Raw genomic sequence first — 15,314 nt, 5'->3', positions numbered from 1 at the left:
CCGCCGCCTATTTCCTCCCGGCGCCCCCAGCGTCGGGCATGCGCGAGTACGCTGCCGACCCGCCGGTCGAGGAACGCATCGGCGACGCCCTCCGGGAGACCGACGCGACGGTCGCCGTCGCCGAGTCCTGCACGGGCGGGCTGATCGGGTCGCTCCTGACCGACGTGCCCGGCTCCTCGGACTACTTCGACCGGTCGGTCGTGACCTACTCCTACGACGCCAAACTCCAAGAGCTGGCCGTCTCCCGGGAGAGCCTCGACGACCACGGCGCCGTCTCGGCGCCCGTCGCCGAGCAGATGGCCGCCGGGGTTCGTGACACCGCGGGGACGACGTTCGGACTTTCGACCACCGGGATCGCCGGCCCCGAGGGCGGCAGCGAGGAGAAGCCCGTCGGGACGGTGTTCATCGGCCGCTCGTACGCCGCCGACTGGGGCACCGGCGGCTCCTACACGGAGGTCTCCCGGCACGTGTTCGACGGCGATCGGACCGAGATCAAAGAGCAGATCGCGCGGGAGGCGCTGGCGCTGCTGCTGGAAGACGCGGGGGACCTGTCGGAACCCTAACAGTTGGTCGCGCCTGTCCCGACTCGACGTACCACAACGAACGGACCGCCGAGTTCTGAGCCGCCGAACCGCCGACGCGTGCCGTTGGCCGACCGAAACGCTTTGCGGGGCGCCGGCCACGCACACGAGTATGGACAAGAAAGGTCACGTGCTCAACGCCCTCCTGCTGGCGATCGGCGTCGGCTACGTCCTCGAGCCGTCGGGTGACGTGTCGACGTTCGTCGCGATCGCGGAGGTGTCGCTGCCGCTGGTGTTGGGTGCGCTGTTTCCCGACGTGGACACCGCGTTCGGCAAGCACCGCAAGACGCTGCACAACCTCCCGGTCCTCGGGATCGCGCTGGCGTACCCCTACTTCTTCGGCAACCTCGGCTTCGTCTGGGCGGGGGTCCTGAGCCACTACGTGCTCGACATGCTGGGGAGTAGGCGGGGTATCGCGCTGTTCTACCCGTTCTGGAGCGAGGAGTTCGGCTCGCCGACGGGGGTGACGACCACCAGCAAGTACGCCGACGTGGTCACGATCGTCGTCACGCTGCTCGAGGTCGCCGTGTTCGCGGCGTTCGTCCACCTGCTGCCCCAGTACCTCCCGCCGGGGCTGGAGCTGAGCGGCCTCGTGACGATCGGCGCTTAGTAGACGGACACGTCGTCGAACCGCCCGTCGTACGCGATGTGGTTGGGGTGGGTAGGTTCGGTGCCCGAGAGGAACAGGCGGTCGATCTTCCCCCAGGAGTTCTCGTAGCCCAGGTGGGCGAACTCCGCGAGGTTCCGGACGCGGTGGCGCGGGCCCGAGCGGTGGACCACCTGTCGGTCGGCGCCGGAGACCAGCGCCTGCACGAGGTCGGCCTCGCTGTCGATGGCGGCGTCGAACTCGGTCCACGCCTCGCCGACGGTCCCCCGGAGGTGGGCATACGACGAGCCGAACGTGGGTAGCCCGGCCTCCTCGGCGACCCGTTTGGCCCGCTCGTTGACGTGGGGGAGGGATTTGGCGTTGTAGCTCTCGACGGCGTCGATGTGGTCGGCGTAGGCGCGGATCTCCGGCCGGCCGAGACTGACGTTCAGAAGCGTCGGATGGGGGACACACAGCGCGGCGCCCTGATCGGCGAGTTCGGAGAGCGCCCCCTCGAAGGAGACGAAGTCCGGCACCGGCGACGACAGTCCCACGGCGAGCAGGTGGCGGCGGTTCTGCCAGTTCCCCGTGAAGATCTCCCGGGCGGGTACGATCAGCAGTTCGTCGTCGCTATGTCGCTCGGCCTGCTCGCGGATCGCCGGCAGTCGCGTGAAGTGGGGTGCGTACACCAGCACGTCGATCCCCCGGGCTTTCGCCCGCTCGACGACCCGCCCGTCGAGCGTCTTGACGTGCATGTCCACCCGCGTCGGCGCCGTAGTCACGTTCCACCGCAGTCGGTCGTCGCCCAAATAGCCTCCGTGTTCGAGGCCGGGCGTCGGGGAGAACCCTTTTGACGCCCCCACCCCGATGAACCGCGTATGAGCCGCTGGAACTGCGGGATCGCCGGCTGTGGCCGCGAGTTCGACGGTCCCGAGGCCGTGATCGTCCACCAGACGACCGAACACCAGCGCCACGAGTGTAAGGTGTGCGGGACTATCGTCCCCGAGGGGTACTTCGCGATCCGCCACGCGTTCGACGAGCACACCCGCGCGGAGTACGTCCGCGCCTACGACGCCGACGGGAGCGACGTGCGTGTGCGTGAGGGGATCAAGGAGACCATCGAGGAGAACGCGGATCTCCAGAGCGTCGTCGACGAACTCAACGGTAACTCGGGGTAGTCGGGACGGTTTTCTCGGAAAAAGGTCGACTATCGACGAGGAACTACCGCTCCTCGCTGTCCAGCACGCGGATCTGGTCGCCACGCACCGTGACCGGAATCGGGACGGTCGCCTCGTACAGTTCGACCGTCACCTGGTCCTTCCCCTCGTCGATGCGCTGGACCTGCGCCTTCTCGCCCTTGAACGGGCCGGCGATCAGTTCGACGATGTCGCCCTCGGCGATCCCCTCCACGTCGGGGGTCGGCGAGAGGAAGTGTTCGACCTCGGTCATCGACGACGTGCCCGGTACGATCCCGTTGGCGTGGGGGATCTCGTCGAGCACGCGCTCGATGATCGAGTCGTCCTCGGCCTCGACCATCACGTAGGAGGTCAGCGAGTCCGGCGCCAGCACGGCGTGGATCTCGGGCATCTCCTTCGAGGCGATCATGTCCGCGACGGTCTCCTCCTGGCTCGCGGTGGTCTTGACGGCGTAGATCGGCATCTACGCACCACCCGGGACCGCGCCCGGAACGAAGCTCATGATCGCGAACATCAGGAACCCGAGGAAGCCGATCAGGAAGATGCCGGCGCCGGAGATCTTGGCGACCATCGAGAACTCCTCCCACTCGGGAGTGCTCGCGAGCTTGAGCACGCGCACGTACTCCGAGAGGTCGTATTTGACGTCCATCTTGTCGTGTGGTTCAGCCCGACGCCTTTTCTATCTATTGAATACGCTTTCGCCGGCGCGACCGTCGCTACGGCCGGTGACGGCGACGAAAAAGAGCCGAGGCGATCAGTTCACGTCCTGCAGTTGGTCGGGCGAGGGGCCGCGCTGGGCGGCCTCGCCGCCGCCGTAGATCTGGGGGGACTCGACCCCGGTCACGACGATCATCGTCCGCATCCGGCCCTCGATCTCCTCGTCGACGGAGGTGCCCCAGATGATGCGCGCGTCGGGGTCGATCCGGTCGTAGATCTCCTCGACGACGCCCTCGGCCTCGCCGATGGACATGTCCGAGCCGCCGGTGACGTTGACCAGCGCGGAGTTGGCGCCGGAGATGTCCACGTCCAACAGCGGCGACCGCAAGGCAGACTGTACGGAGTCCTCGGCCTTGTCGTCGGTGTCGGACTCGCCCAGCCCGATCATCGCGACGCCGCCTTTCTCCATCACGGTGCGAACGTCGGCGAAGTCGAGGTTGACCAGCCCGGGCTTGGTGATCAGTTCGGTGATCCCCTTCACCGAGCGCATCAGCACCTCGTCGGACACCTTGAACGCCTGCTTGACGGGCAGTTTGCCCACCGCGTCGAGGAGGCGATCGTTCGGGACGACGATCACGGTGTCGGAGACGTCCCGGAGCCGTTCGAGGCCGGCCTCGGCGTTGGTCCGGCGGACTTCACCCTCCGCGGTGAATGGAGTCGTGACGATCGAGATGGTCAGCGCGCCGGCGGCCTGTGCGGCCTTGGCGACGACCGGCGCCGAGCCGGTCCCGGTGCCGCCGCCGAGTCCGGCGGTGACGAACACCATGTCCGAGCCGGCGATCGACTCCTTGATCTCCTCCTGGGACTCGATGGCGGCCTCCTCGCCGACCTGCGGGAGCGAGCCCGCGCCCCGACCCTGGGTCTTCTCCTTGCCCATCAGGATCTTCGTGTCGGCCTCGATGGAGACGAGGTGCTGGACGTCGGTGTTCGCGGCGACCAGCTTCGCGCCGTGGATCCCCTCCTCGTGCATCCGGTTGACGGTGTTACCGCCGGCGCCGCCACAGCCGACCACCGTGATGTTGGTCTTGAGGTCCTGCAGGACCTCCTGTAGCTGCTCGTCGGTCATCTTCCCCGACGACGGCGTCTCCCCGCCGGTCTCCGAGGTGGTCTCCTGCTCGGCCGCGGCGTCGGGCTCCTCGCCGCCCTCGCCCTCGGCCTCGTCGATCGCCTCTTCTACGATAGAGTCCATTTGACCCTGAGTATTAGGCGGAGCCTATTGACCTTTCTCCCTCTCCGGCGATTCTCGCCACCACCGACACCGCTCAGATCGGGAACTCCTCCTCCCGCCGACTCAGCACCGCCGACGGGGGGATCACCTCGCCGTCGACCTCGACAGACTCCCCGCCGGAGAGCATCCCCATCTTCGGTCCCTCCGGCACGCCGAGCTTTTGGGCCTTCTCGGGGTCGAACGCCTCCTCTCGGGCGACGACGGCGTCGTCGTCGACGGCCACCTCCTCGTACGCCTCCCGCAGGATCGCCGCGAGGTCGTCGATCAGTTCGTCGTAGGCGTCGGCGTCGGGCACCGCCGCCTCGCCGTTGGCCCGCGTCCCGCTCTCGATCGTGTCGAAGGCGACGGTCGACTCCCGGACCGCGTCACGCGTCGCCTCGCCGTCGACGTTCTGGGCGGTCGCAAGTAGCTCGTCGGGCAGGCTCACCGTCTTCCAGTCCTCCGGATCGTCGGGGACGTTGGCGCCGAACCGAAGCCCCTCGTCGACTGTCGCGACCGTGGATTCGAGCGCCCGGACCAGCGCCAGCGGTCGGTCGCCGACGGTTCGGAGCCACGTCTCGCTCACGATCCGGTAGCCGAGATCCTCGATCGCATCGGCGACCTCGGGGTGGTCGCCGTCGAACAGCGCGTGGGTGGCGCCGCTGCGCTCGAACGCCTGTTCGAGCACCGCCCGGGCGTCCTCGTCTCGCGGGTGGCCCAGTTCTTCCAACTGCCAGTCGCTGGCAATGTGGCCGACCGCCCACGGCGTCTCGCGCAGCACGCGACCGAACCGCGGGGCGTAGTGCCCGCCGCCGACGCCGACGATCTGTCGGTCGCGGTGGGCCGCTACCCCGCGCAGCGAGAGCACCGCTTGCGCGACCGCGCGGGCGCCCTCGGGGTCGTCCCACTGCTCCTCGCCGCTCCCGAGCTCCGCGAACATCGACGGCGTGTCGATCGCGGTCGGCCCGTGGTGGGTCCCCTCGATCGCCACGTCGTACCCCTCGGGGGCGTGGGCGGCGAGCGCCTCGACGTACGCCGAGAGCGCGCTCGGCGCCGCTTCCGCGAGTTCGCCCTCGCCCCCGCCGTACTCCGCCTCGCCGAAGTTCCCCGTGAAGTGGCCCGTCAGCAGCGCGCCCGTCTCGCCGGAGTGCCGGGAGACGAACACCAGCAGGCGGGGGTCCTCGCTGAACGCCGGCGCGGGGTCGCCCAGCCCGATGTGGAGCTCGTCGAACTCCCGAAGCTCGAACGGGCCGTCCCGGTAGTACGTCCCGCCGCCGTCGGCGTCCGCCCGCTCCTCGTCCTCGTGTTCGGTCCAGTCCCCCTGCGCGAGCAGCTGCTCCCCGATGTGGATCGAGGCGTGGTCGGCCCGCGACACGACGATCCCGATAGTCATCGGTTCGGCGTCCGACCCCGCCGGCAAAGTAGCCGTCGGCTCCGGCCCCGCCGCGGGCGCGGGCTTTTTCTCCCGTGCTCGCCCACGGCGACCATGGACGTCTACGGGCTGATCGGGCGGCCGGTCGAACACTCGCTCTCGCCGCCGATGCACGAGGCCGGCTACGAGGCGCGCTCGCTGGACGCGCGGTACGTCACGCTCGAACCGGATCCCGACCGGATCAACGAGGCCGTCGCCGGCGCCGACGCGATCGGCGTCGCCGGCCTCAACGTCACCGTTCCGTTCAAACGGGACGTGCTCCCGCACGTCGATCCGACCCCGACCGGTGAGGCGGTGGGTGCCGTGAACACGATCACGTTCGGCGGCGACGGCGCTCCCGAGGGACACAACACGGACGTCGAGGGCGTCGTTCGCGCGTTCGAGCACCACGACGTGGCGATCGAGGGGCAGTCCGCGGTCGTCGTCGGGGCGGGCGGCGCGGGCCGGGCGGCCACCTACGCGCTGGCCGACGCCGGGGCCGACACGTTCGTCGCAAACCGAACGCTCGAGCGCGCCGAGGCGCTCGCGGACGATTTCTCCGGGCTCGGCGTCGACGCCGGCGGACTGGCGGCGCTCGAGGAGCACGTTCCCGACGCCGACATCCTCGTCAACGCGACCAGCGTCGGGATGGACGATCCCGACACGTCGCCCGTCCCCGCGGACGTGCTTCACGAGGATCTGGCGGTACTCGACGCGGTGTACTCCCCGCTCCGGACCAAGCTCCTGCGGGACGCCGACGCCGCGGGCGCCGAGACCGTCGACGGCGCGTGGATGCTGTTGTTCCAGGGCGTCGCCGCGTTCGAGCGGTGGACCGGGGTCGACGCGCCGGTGGCGGCGATGAACGAGGCGCTCCGGGATCGGCTCTGAGGCACGTTTCGGCTCGACGGGGCGTTTGCCGGGGTGAACCGGCCGAGGGCGACGCTGGCTTTTTACCATCGCGGGTCATTTTCGCCGACAGCATGGTACTCCGGAAGATCAAACGGCTCCTCGGGCTGGGTGCCGACGAGGGCGACGGCCGGTCCGAGCGCGACGTGACGGTGCAGGACCGCTCCGACGCCGACGCCGAGAGCGAGGCGGCGGTGAAGGGAACCGACGAATCGAGCGGTACGACTGGCGACGACGGCGACGAGGCGAGCGATGCCGAGAGCGCCGACGAGGCCGAACCCGACGACGAGCCCGTCGCCGCCGGCACCGACGCCGACGCGTCGACGGAGTCGTTGGTCGACGAGGAGATCGCGGAGGAGGAGCCCGCCGGGCGGGCCGAGCCGGCGGAGGCGGCCGGGCCGGGCGCCGAGGACGAGACCACCGACGTCGACGAGACGGGTCCCGACGTAGAGGAGGAGTCCGAGGCGGCCGACGACGGCCCGTCGGTCGACGAGATCAAGGGGATCGGGCCGGCGTACTCCGAGCGACTGGCCGAGATCGACATCGTGACCGTCGCCGACCTCCGGGACGCCGACGCCGAGGAAGTCGCCGAGCGGACGACGGCGCCGGAGGGAACGGTCCAGAAGTGGATCGACCGCGCGAACGAGTACGAGTGACCGAACCCGCCCGTTTTTAGCGGATCGGCGCCGTTTGCCGACGCATGACCGAGACGACGGTGATCACCGACCCCGAGCAGTTCCACGCCGTGGCCCGCGAGGCCCCGGCGGGCGCTCGGGTGCCCGTCGAGATCCGGACCGTCGTCGACGACCCGTTCGACGCCTACCGCCGCGCCCGGCACGAGCGCGGCGGGGTGTTCCTCGAAACGTCGGGCGGACAGGAAGGGTGGGGCTACTTCGGCGTCGAGCCCGCGGAGTTTCTCACCGTCTCCGGCGAGTCGGTGCTCGCTGACCACGAGTCGACCGAGGGGTCCGACCGCCGATTCGGGCAGAACCGCTCCGAGACGCTCGCGGCGCTGTCGGGGCTGCTCGACGGCGAATCGCTCGCCCGCGGCGACTGCGACGTGCCCTACCCCTGTGGCGCGATCGGCTGGCTCTCCTACGACATCGCCCGCGAACTGGAGTCCTTCGGCGACGGCGCCCCAGACGACCGCGACCTGCCGACGCTCCAGATCGGCGTGTACGACTGTCTCGCGGCGTGGGAGGAGCCACGCGGCGACGAGGTAACGCTGCGGATCACCGCCTGCCCGCGCGTGCCCGCGGACGCCGACGAAGCGACGCTCGACGCCTGCTACGACCGCGCGCTGACGAGAGCGGCCGAACTGGGCCGACGGGCACGCGTCGGCGACCCGGCGGTCGGTCCCGCGCCCGTCGACGCCGAGGCGGCCGCGTTCGAGAGCACGTGCGGGCGCGAGCAGTTCCGCGAGCGCGTCCGCCGCGCGAAGGCGTACATCCGCGAGGGGGACACGTTCCAAGCGAACGTCTCCCAGCGCCTCGAAGCGCCCGCGGCGGTCCACCCCGTCGAGGCGTACGACGCGCTGCGAGACGTCAACCCCGCGCCCTACTCCGGGCTGCTGGAGTTCCGCGGCGTCGACCTCGTCAGCGCGAGCCCCGAACTCCTGCTCGAGCGCGAGGGCGACCGCCTGCTGACCGAACCGATCGCCGGCACGCGTCCCCGCGGCGACACCGACGAGGAGGACGCCGCGCTCGCCGACGACCTCCGGACCGACGAGAAGGAGCGCGCCGAGCACGCGATGCTGGTCGACCTCGAACGCAACGACCTCGGGAAGGTCAGCGAGTACGGCAGCGTCGAGGTGACGGAGTACCGCCGCGTCGACCGCTACTCGGCGGTGATGCATCTCGTCTCGCTCATCGAGGGGCGACTCCGCGAGGACGGCACGCTCACCGACGCCGTGGCGGCGACGTTCCCCGGCGGCACCATCACCGGCGCGCCCAAGCCCCGGACGATGGAGATCATCGACGAACTCGAGGATCGGCGCCGCGGGCCGTACACCGGGAGCATCGGCATCTTCGGCTTCGACGGCCGCGCGACGCTCAACATCGTGATCCGGACGCTGGTCCGCCACGCCGACGAGTACCACCTCAGCGTGGGCGCGGGCATCGTCCACGATTCCGACCCGAACGCCGAGTACGACGAGACGCTCGCGAAGGCCCGCGGGCTGCTCGACGCGGTCGACGACGCGCTCGATCGGGGCCGCCTCGGCGTGGCCGACCCCGAGCAGGGGGACGCCGCGGACACCGCCGACGGCGGCGAGGTGGAGCGATGAGCGCCCCCGAGATCCTCGTGATCGACAACTACGACTCGTTCGTCTACAACCTCGTGCAGTACCTCGGGGAGGCAGTGCAGGAGCGCGACGGCGCGGTGACGGTCCGGCGCAACGACGCGATCGACCGCCGGGATATCCGCGATCTCGACCCCGACGGGATCGTCGTCTCGCCCGGCCCCGGCACGCCCGCGGCGGCGGGCGTCTCGATGGACGTGTTCGACCTCGACTACCCGACGCTTGGGGTCTGTCTCGGCCATCAGGCGCTCTGTGCGCACAACGGCGCGCCCGTGGGCCACGCGGACGCGGTCGTCCACGGCAAGCCCTCGGAGATCAGCCACGACAGCGAGGGCGTGTTCGACGGCCTCCCGCAGGGGATCCGGGTCGGGCGCTACCACTCGCTGGCGGTCGACCGCGACGCGATTCCCGACGCGCTGGCGGAGACGGCGACCACCGACGACGAGGACGTGGTGATGGCGGTGCGCCACCGCGAGAAACCCCACGTCGGCGTGCAGTTCCACCCCGAGAGCATCCTGACCGACCACGGCAAAACCATGATCAGAAACTTCCTCGGAATCTGTCGAGAGTGGGAACGATGAGCGACGAAGCACGCGCGGACGACCTGCTGTACCACGTCGACGGCGACCTCCGCCCGGCCGACGAGGCAACCGTCTCGGTGGAAGACCGCGGGTTCCAGTACGGCGACGCCGCCTTCGAGACGCTGCGGGCCTACGGCGGCGACGTGTTCGGCTGGGACGCCCACGCCGACCGGCTCGCCGAGACCTGTGACCTGCTCGCGATCGACCACGGGCTGGCTCGGGAGGACCTCCACGACCGAATCCGGGAGACCCTCGACGCCAACGACCTCGACGACGCGTACGTCCGGCTCTCGATCTCGCGGGGGGTCCAGCCCGGGAAGCTCGACCCCGATCCCGAAGTCGACCCGACGGTCGTGATCGTCGTCAAGCCGCTCCCGCGTGGCGGACTCGACGGCGAGTCCGTCTGGGACGGCCCGGCGACGCTCCGGACCGTCTCCACCCAGCGGATTCCCGACGCCGCCGTGCCCGCGCGGGCGAAGACCCACAACTACCTGAACGGGATTCTCGCCCGCATCGAACTCCGCGGCACCGACGCCGACGAGGCGGTGATGCTCGACGCCGCGGGCCACGTCGCCGAGGGGGCGACGAGCAACGTGTTCGCGGTCGACGGCGACGGCCTGCTCACGCCGGCACTCTCGGGGCCGGTACTGCCCGGGATCACCCGGGCGACAGTGATCGACATCGCCGAGGAGGAAGGGATCCCGGTTCGGGAGGTGACGATCGGCCCGGACGCGCTCCGAACGGCGGAAGAGATGTTCTGCACCAACTCGACGTGGGAGGTCCGTCCGGTCGAGAGCGTCGACGGTGCGAGCGTCGGCGGCGGGCCGGTGACGGATCTCCTCGCACAGCGCTACCGCGAGCGCGTCGAGGAGACGTTCTACTAAGCGGCGGCCAGCAGGATCGTCGCGACCGCGTACAGCAGGATCAGCAGCACTGCGCCGACGATGAACTTGAGCACCAGCCCGTCCTCCTCGGGCGTCTCGCCCTCGGGGAGGCCGTCGTCGTACAGGTCGCCGTCCTCCTCGCTCATTGTCGGGATGAAGGCCCCCGCCGGTATGAATCCGTCCTTCGCGGACTCAGAAGCCGATCCGGGACTCCGTCGACTGGGGACCGTCGTCCTCGTCGTTCTCGGCTTCGCCGAGTCGGACGAACGCGTAGCCGTCGTCGTCGACGAACACGCCGCCGTCGGCGCGTCGGATTCCGAGTTCGTCGAGCACGGCGCCCTCGCAGGGGCCGAACGTGCACTCGCCGCTGTCGCACTCGAACGTGGCGCCGTGGCGCTTACAGACCAGTTCCCCGTCGCGGACCACCGCGCCGTCGCCGGTGTCGAGGTTCACGTCCCGCCAGTGCTGGCAGTAGTTGAACCACGCTCTCACCCCGTCGTCGGTGTCGACGAGGACGGCCTCGCGTTCCTCGCCGCTCTCGCGGTCCTCGACGGTGAACAGGAGGCTACTCTCCGCCGGGACGGCGTCGACGTCGGCGATTCGCTCTCCACTCATTTGGTCGGGCTACTCGGTCGGCGAGGAAGGGCGTTTGGGTCCGTAGCGACGTCGAGTGGGCGTTCCGGGAGAATGCGAGAGGTGGCTATATCCCTGCCGACCGGACTCACGGCTCGCGCCGCTCGCCGTTGGTCGGCAGGAGAATATAGCGGGAGGTAGATTTGAACTACCGATCTCCGGGTTATGAGCCCGGCGGAATCTCCTGGCTATCCCATCCCGCTACCTGTATCAAATCGGGTACGACGGTTAAGCGTTCTGTTTCGGTCGCCCTCTGTCGGTTCTTCCCGTGGTCAGTCAGCGGTCACGCGCCACGTGAACAGGCTCTCCAGCACGTAGTTCAGCAGCAGCGAACAGCCGATCGCGATCGGGAACGTCGCCAACTCCCAGAGGTCGACGCCGAACGCTTCGAGGACGATCGGCAGGCGCGTCAGTCCCGCGACGACTCCGACCTGCACGGCGACGCCGCCGCTGCGGACGAGGTTCGACTTCAGCAGCCGGCGGAGGATCGCGCCGACGCCCTCGTCGCCGTGGTCGGCGAACGTCCAGCGCTCGTTGACGACGAACATCACGAGGATCGCCACCTCCGCGCCGACCAGCTTCGCGATCTCCGGCGAGACGCCGAGGCCGGCGGTCAGCGCCGAACTGGTCGTCAGGTCGAAGACGGCGCCGACGGCGCCGACGGAGACGAACTGCCCGAACCGGTCGATCGCGAGCAGTTCGTCCGGGATGCCCCTCACTGCCCACCCCGCTCGATCAACGGCGGGCGGTCGTTCCGTGCCGCGAGCAGCTCGTGGAGCCGATCGCCCCGGACCGCCTTCGCGCGGTGGCGCGCGGTCAGTAGTCCGGTGAACATCGAGAGCGTGTCGCTCACGGGATCGACCGTCGACTCCGGCTGGTCCTCCCACACCACCGGGACCTCGGTTATCTTCCCCCCGAGCGCGCCCGCGATGGCGAGCAGTTCGATGTCCCACGCGAAGCCGGACTCGGTGAGGTGGCGCCGCAGCCGCGACCAGAAGTTCGCCGAGACGGCCTTCGCGCCACACTGGTAGTCGTGCAGGTCCGGGTCGAGAAGTTGGCGGGCCAGCCACGCGAACGCGTCGCCGAGGAAGCGCCGCAGCGTCTTCTGATGGGACTGTATCTCCGATTCGGGGTGGCGCCGGGAGCCGGCGGCGAGGTCGAACGCCCCCGAGAGGACGGGGTCGATCACGTCGGCGATCGAGTCGGCCGGCGTCGAGCCGTCGGCGTCGGCGAAGGCGAGCACGTCCGTGCCGAGCGCGTCGAACCCCTCGGTGATCGCGGCGCCCTTCCCGCGCCGGCGGTCGGCGACGTGCACCGTCGCCGGGAGATCGGCCAGCGCCTCCCGGTCGCCCGGTCCGGGGTCGTCGAGTTCGATGCGGAGTTCCGCGGGGGCGAGCCGCTCGTCGAGGTCGCGCACGTAGCGCGAGAGGCGGTCCACGTCCGGCCGGTAGGCGGGGACCACCACGCCGACGGAGCGAGACATGTGGCGGCGTTCCGCGCCATCGGGGAAAAAGCGTCCGAACTTCCCCGGCGTTCAGGCCGATGGGCGACTCAGCCCCACTGCCCGAGGCCGGTCTGCTCCTGTCCGGACTTGACCTCGTCCCACGACAGCCCCAGCGCCTCGATCACGCGTTCGATCGGTCCCTTGAGCGTCTTGTCGAGCATCTTCGGCCAGTCGACCTCGAACTCCGGGGGCACCTCCTCGGCGTACTCGAAGCAGATCACGTCGGGGTCGCGCTTGAACTCGCGGTAGAGCGGGTCGGTCTGCGGGTCGAACCCCTGTTCGTTCTCCATGCGCTGCCAGAACTCGGGGTGGACCTTCTTCAGGTAGAGCCGCTTGGGCTTGGAGCCGCGCTGGAAGTTCGTGCCGAGTAGGAGGTTCGCGTACTTCGCCCCGCGGACCTGTGCGGTGTCGGTGTCGTAGGCGTCGAGGCGCTTGCCGATCCCGCCGGGGATGCCGACCTCCTCCAGATCCGCTTCGCCCTCCTCGAAGGTGGTGATCTCGTCGTGGAGGTACTCCTTCACGTCGTCGAGCTCCCCACCGCGGACGATCATGTCGATCACCTCCTTCTGGACGCGCTTGGTGACGGGTGCAATGTCCGAGCGCTTGTACTCGAACCCCGTGATGTCGATGTCGTCGACGTGTTTCCCCTCCTTCCAGACGATGTGGCCGGCGTAGCGCTTCTTCTTGCCGGCCTGGAAGAACCGCCGGTAGAGCTTCTCGAACTCGATCTCGAAGCGGTGGGAGTCGGCGTCGAGTTCCTCGCTGGCGAAGTCGTCGTAGCGCTCGTTGATGTGCTCCTCGATGTCGAAGGACTGCTCGATGGCGTCCTCCTTGGAGACTCCTCCCCCGAGGGACAACATGACCGAGTCGGTGTCGCCGTACGCCACCTCGTGGCCGATCTCCTCGGCGGCCGTCTCGGTGAACTCGATCACCTCCCGCCCCGTCGCCGTCACGGCGGCGGCGCCCTCGGTGTCGTAGAGCCGGAAGCGATCCCACCCGGAGACGCCGTACAGCGAGTTCATGATCACCTTCACCCCGCCCTGCTGTCGGTCGTAGCGCTCGTACGCCTCGGAGTCGGGGTCGTGCTGGTCCCGGAGCTTCTTCTTCTCCTCGCGCTCGGTGAGCAGTTCGTCGATCATCTCCCGCATGATGCCGTCCGGCTCCTTCCGGAAGTGGGTGCCATCCGGCGCGCGGTAGGTCTCCCCGTCGTACTCGTCGGGGTCGACCTTCGTCTCCGGCGAGGAGTTGATCGTCGCCATCGACATCGGGTACAGCGACTTCAGGTCGAGCACCGTCACGTTCTCCTTCACGCCGGAGATCGGCTCGAAGACGGCGCCGCCCTCGAACTCCTCGGCGGCCTCCTGCTGGCCCTTCGACGGCAGCCCGAACTCGCCGTAGGCCTTGTGCAGCACGTACATGTCCACCGCGTCGCCCGCGGTCGGCGCGTCCTCCAGCTTACAGCCGACGAACGATCGAACCTCGTCCCAGAACGCGATCACGGACTGCTTGCGGTCGATCTCGACACAGAGCTCCACGTCCCGGAGGTTGTACTCCAGCAGCTGTTCGGGGTCCTGCTCCCAGAGGTCGCCGATGTCGCCGGAGTAGTGCTCCTTCCCGACGTCGAGTTCGCGCTCGCCGATGGCGTCGAGGCGGAACGACTCCAGCTCCTTGATGACGATCTGCTTGTAGCCGTACAGCAGGTCGAACACCACCCGGCCCTTCACGTCCGGGCCGCCCCAGTCCGAGCGCCACACCTCGTCCACCCGGGAGAGCCGGTCGATGTCGAGCTCGTACTCGGTGGTGGGGTCGACCGCCTCCAGCCGGTCGAGCACGTACGGCATGTCGAAGTCCTCGAAGTTCCAGCCCGTGAGCACGTCCGGGTCCGTCTCCTCGATGTACTCGACAAAGGCGTCGAGCATCGCCGGCTCCTCGTCGAACACGCGCACGTCGATGCTGCCCGAGTCGGCGATCTGCTCGTACTCCTCGAGCACTTCCGGCGCGTCGACCTCGGCGTCGGGCGCGTCGAACAGCCACACCACGTACTCGTCGTCGTAGGAGTCGTGGGAGGTGAGACAGACGATCGGCTCCTCGCCGTCCTCGGGGAACCCCGAGCGGTCGTCGACCTCGATGTCGAACGTGTTGACCCGGAGGTCCGCCGCCGTCGGCGCGTCGACGGCGACCAGTTCCTCGTCGTCGTAGCGCACCTGAATCCGGCCGTCCTCGAGTCGTCGCTCGGGCACCTGCAGCCCGGCGCTCACGTCCTTGTCGATCAGGAAGCGGTTGGGGAACAGGATGTCGGCCTCGTAGTGCTCCTCGAAGTCGTCGCGCATCTGCCCCACGTCACGCGGCGTGCGGCCGACCACCTTCGTCAGCGGCTTGCCACGGATCGACTCGAAGCGCTCGCCGTTGGGGTCCTCCTCGCGGGTGTCGAGGATCGCGTCGTACTCCTCGGTCAGCGCGCGGTCCTCGACGTTCTCCGTGGGGACGTAGAAGTACGGCTCGACCCCGAGCACGCGGACGTGCTCGGGTTCGTTGTCGGCGGTCCGGCCGAAGACGTGGACGACGGGGTACTCCTCGGCACCCGACCCCTCGATCGTGTAGTCGACCTGCGAGACTTTCAGTTCGACGACGCCCTCGCTGTCGGGAAACTTCAGGTCCGCGGCGTCGACCACCTCGCTGACTGACTGGCCGGCGTCGCCGGCGACGACGGCCGCCTCCTCGTCCGGTCGGCCCCCGTCGGCACCCGCGAACTCGCCGAGGCCCGACTGCTGACGCTCGCTCATTGGCGGTGGTTTGCCGTGATCCGTTA

Annotated in this window: 18 protein-coding genes and 1 tRNA gene; 8 read left to right on the top strand and 11 right to left on the bottom strand. The window is 69.3% G+C overall.

The features are described from left to right. Positions 1-38: 38 nt before the first annotated feature. Together ACYQZ5_RS09525 and ACYQZ5_RS09520 are read left to right on the top strand one after the other, a co-directional pair. Positions 39-563 carry a CinA family protein gene (locus ACYQZ5_RS09525; protein WP_379731692.1) on the top strand — a complete coding sequence of 175 codons (525 nt, stop codon included), beginning with the start codon at positions 39-41 and terminating at the stop codon, positions 561-563. Positions 564-693: 130 nt separating this feature from the next. Next, complete coding sequence (locus tag ACYQZ5_RS09520; protein WP_379731690.1) at positions 694-1,191, top strand: metal-dependent hydrolase; 498 nt, start codon at positions 694-696, stop codon at positions 1,189-1,191. On the opposite strand, the gene ACYQZ5_RS09515 is transcribed toward ACYQZ5_RS09520, so the two are convergent. Continuing rightward, positions 1,188-1,922 carry a PHP-associated domain-containing protein gene (locus ACYQZ5_RS09515; protein WP_379731693.1) on the bottom strand — a complete coding sequence of 245 codons (735 nt, stop codon included), beginning with the start codon at positions 1,920-1,922 and terminating at the stop codon, positions 1,188-1,190. The genes ACYQZ5_RS09520 and ACYQZ5_RS09515 overlap by 4 nt on opposite strands. Before the next feature lie 123 nt (positions 1,923-2,045). On the opposite strand from ACYQZ5_RS09515, the gene ACYQZ5_RS09510 reads away from it, so the two are divergent. Next, on the top strand, positions 2,046-2,345 hold the full coding sequence (locus ACYQZ5_RS09510; protein ID WP_379731689.1) for a DUF7565 family protein: 300 nt from the start codon (positions 2,046-2,048) through the stop codon (positions 2,343-2,345). A gap of 43 nt (positions 2,346-2,388) precedes the next feature. On the opposite strand, the gene ACYQZ5_RS09505 is transcribed toward ACYQZ5_RS09510, so the two are convergent. The 4 genes from ACYQZ5_RS09505 to ACYQZ5_RS09490 form a co-directional block, all read right to left on the bottom strand. Further along, positions 2,389-2,826: a transcription elongation factor Spt5 gene (locus ACYQZ5_RS09505; RefSeq protein ID WP_049980982.1), complete on the bottom strand. Its 438-nt coding sequence runs from the start codon at positions 2,824-2,826 to the stop codon at positions 2,389-2,391. Further along, entirely contained in the window at positions 2,827-3,012 is a 186-nt protein-coding gene (locus tag ACYQZ5_RS09500) for a protein translocase SEC61 complex subunit gamma (protein ID WP_053947553.1), read from the bottom strand. It lies immediately after the preceding gene. A gap of 105 nt (positions 3,013-3,117) precedes the next feature. Continuing rightward, complete coding sequence (gene ftsZ, locus ACYQZ5_RS09495) at positions 3,118-4,269, bottom strand: cell division protein FtsZ (RefSeq protein WP_379731688.1); 1,152 nt, start codon at positions 4,267-4,269, stop codon at positions 3,118-3,120. A 73-nt stretch (positions 4,270-4,342) separates the two neighbouring features. Then, a complete protein-coding gene (locus ACYQZ5_RS09490) occupies positions 4,343-5,680 on the bottom strand; it encodes a D-aminoacyl-tRNA deacylase (protein ID WP_379818877.1) in 1,338 nt (445 codons plus the stop codon). 93 nt (positions 5,681-5,773) lie between these two features. On the opposite strand from ACYQZ5_RS09490, the gene ACYQZ5_RS09485 reads away from it, so the two are divergent. The 5 genes from ACYQZ5_RS09485 (at position 5,774) to ACYQZ5_RS09465 (ending at position 10,368) form a co-directional block, all read left to right on the top strand. Continuing rightward, positions 5,774-6,586 (top strand): shikimate dehydrogenase, encoded by an 813-nt coding sequence (locus ACYQZ5_RS09485; protein ID WP_379818878.1) that lies wholly within the window; start codon positions 5,774-5,776, stop codon positions 6,584-6,586. 92 nt (positions 6,587-6,678) lie between these two features. Then, entirely contained in the window at positions 6,679-7,260 is a 582-nt protein-coding gene (locus ACYQZ5_RS09480; RefSeq protein ID WP_459845962.1) for a helix-hairpin-helix domain-containing protein, read from the top strand. A gap of 44 nt (positions 7,261-7,304) precedes the next feature. Beyond that, a complete protein-coding gene (pabB, locus tag ACYQZ5_RS09475) occupies positions 7,305-8,888 on the top strand; it encodes an aminodeoxychorismate synthase, component I (protein ID WP_459845960.1) in 1,584 nt (527 codons plus the stop codon). Further along, positions 8,885-9,484 carry an anthranilate synthase component II gene (locus ACYQZ5_RS09470; protein WP_379731947.1) on the top strand — a complete coding sequence of 200 codons (600 nt, stop codon included), beginning with the start codon at positions 8,885-8,887 and terminating at the stop codon, positions 9,482-9,484. Before pabB ends, ACYQZ5_RS09470 begins: the two co-directional genes overlap by 4 nt. Further along, positions 9,481-10,368: an aminotransferase class IV gene (locus tag ACYQZ5_RS09465; RefSeq protein ID WP_379731946.1), complete on the top strand. Its 888-nt coding sequence runs from the start codon at positions 9,481-9,483 to the stop codon at positions 10,366-10,368. Before ACYQZ5_RS09470 ends, ACYQZ5_RS09465 begins: the two co-directional genes overlap by 4 nt. On the opposite strand, the gene ACYQZ5_RS09460 is transcribed toward ACYQZ5_RS09465, so the two are convergent. From ACYQZ5_RS09460 to ACYQZ5_RS09435, 6 genes are all read right to left on the bottom strand, one after another. Further along, a complete protein-coding gene (locus ACYQZ5_RS09460; protein WP_379731945.1) occupies positions 10,365-10,514 on the bottom strand; it encodes a hypothetical protein in 150 nt (49 codons plus the stop codon). The genes ACYQZ5_RS09465 and ACYQZ5_RS09460 overlap by 4 nt on opposite strands. A 46-nt stretch (positions 10,515-10,560) precedes the next feature. After that, positions 10,561-10,983: a Rieske (2Fe-2S) protein gene (locus ACYQZ5_RS09455; RefSeq protein WP_379731944.1), complete on the bottom strand. Its 423-nt coding sequence runs from the start codon at positions 10,981-10,983 to the stop codon at positions 10,561-10,563. Between the two features lie 146 nt (positions 10,984-11,129). Then, positions 11,130-11,204 (bottom strand) — tRNA-Met (locus ACYQZ5_RS09450). 69 nt (positions 11,205-11,273) lie between these two features. Continuing rightward, complete coding sequence (locus tag ACYQZ5_RS09445) at positions 11,274-11,720, bottom strand: GtrA family protein (RefSeq protein WP_379731943.1); 447 nt, start codon at positions 11,718-11,720, stop codon at positions 11,274-11,276. After that, the gene (locus ACYQZ5_RS09440; RefSeq protein ID WP_379818085.1) at positions 11,717-12,484 is read right to left on the bottom strand and encodes a glycosyltransferase; all 768 of its coding nucleotides are present in this window, start codon (positions 12,482-12,484) and stop codon (positions 11,717-11,719) included. The genes ACYQZ5_RS09445 and ACYQZ5_RS09440 overlap by 4 nt, the downstream gene beginning before the upstream one ends. Positions 12,485-12,552: 68 nt before the next feature. Then, positions 12,553-15,288 carry a DNA-directed DNA polymerase gene (locus tag ACYQZ5_RS09435; protein WP_379731409.1) on the bottom strand — a complete coding sequence of 912 codons (2,736 nt, stop codon included), beginning with the start codon at positions 15,286-15,288 and terminating at the stop codon, positions 12,553-12,555. Positions 15,289-15,314 lie beyond the last annotated feature (26 nt).

It is taken from the genome of Halolamina salina (assembly GCF_054653455.1).
This window is presented reverse-complemented; position numbering and strand designations above follow the sequence as displayed.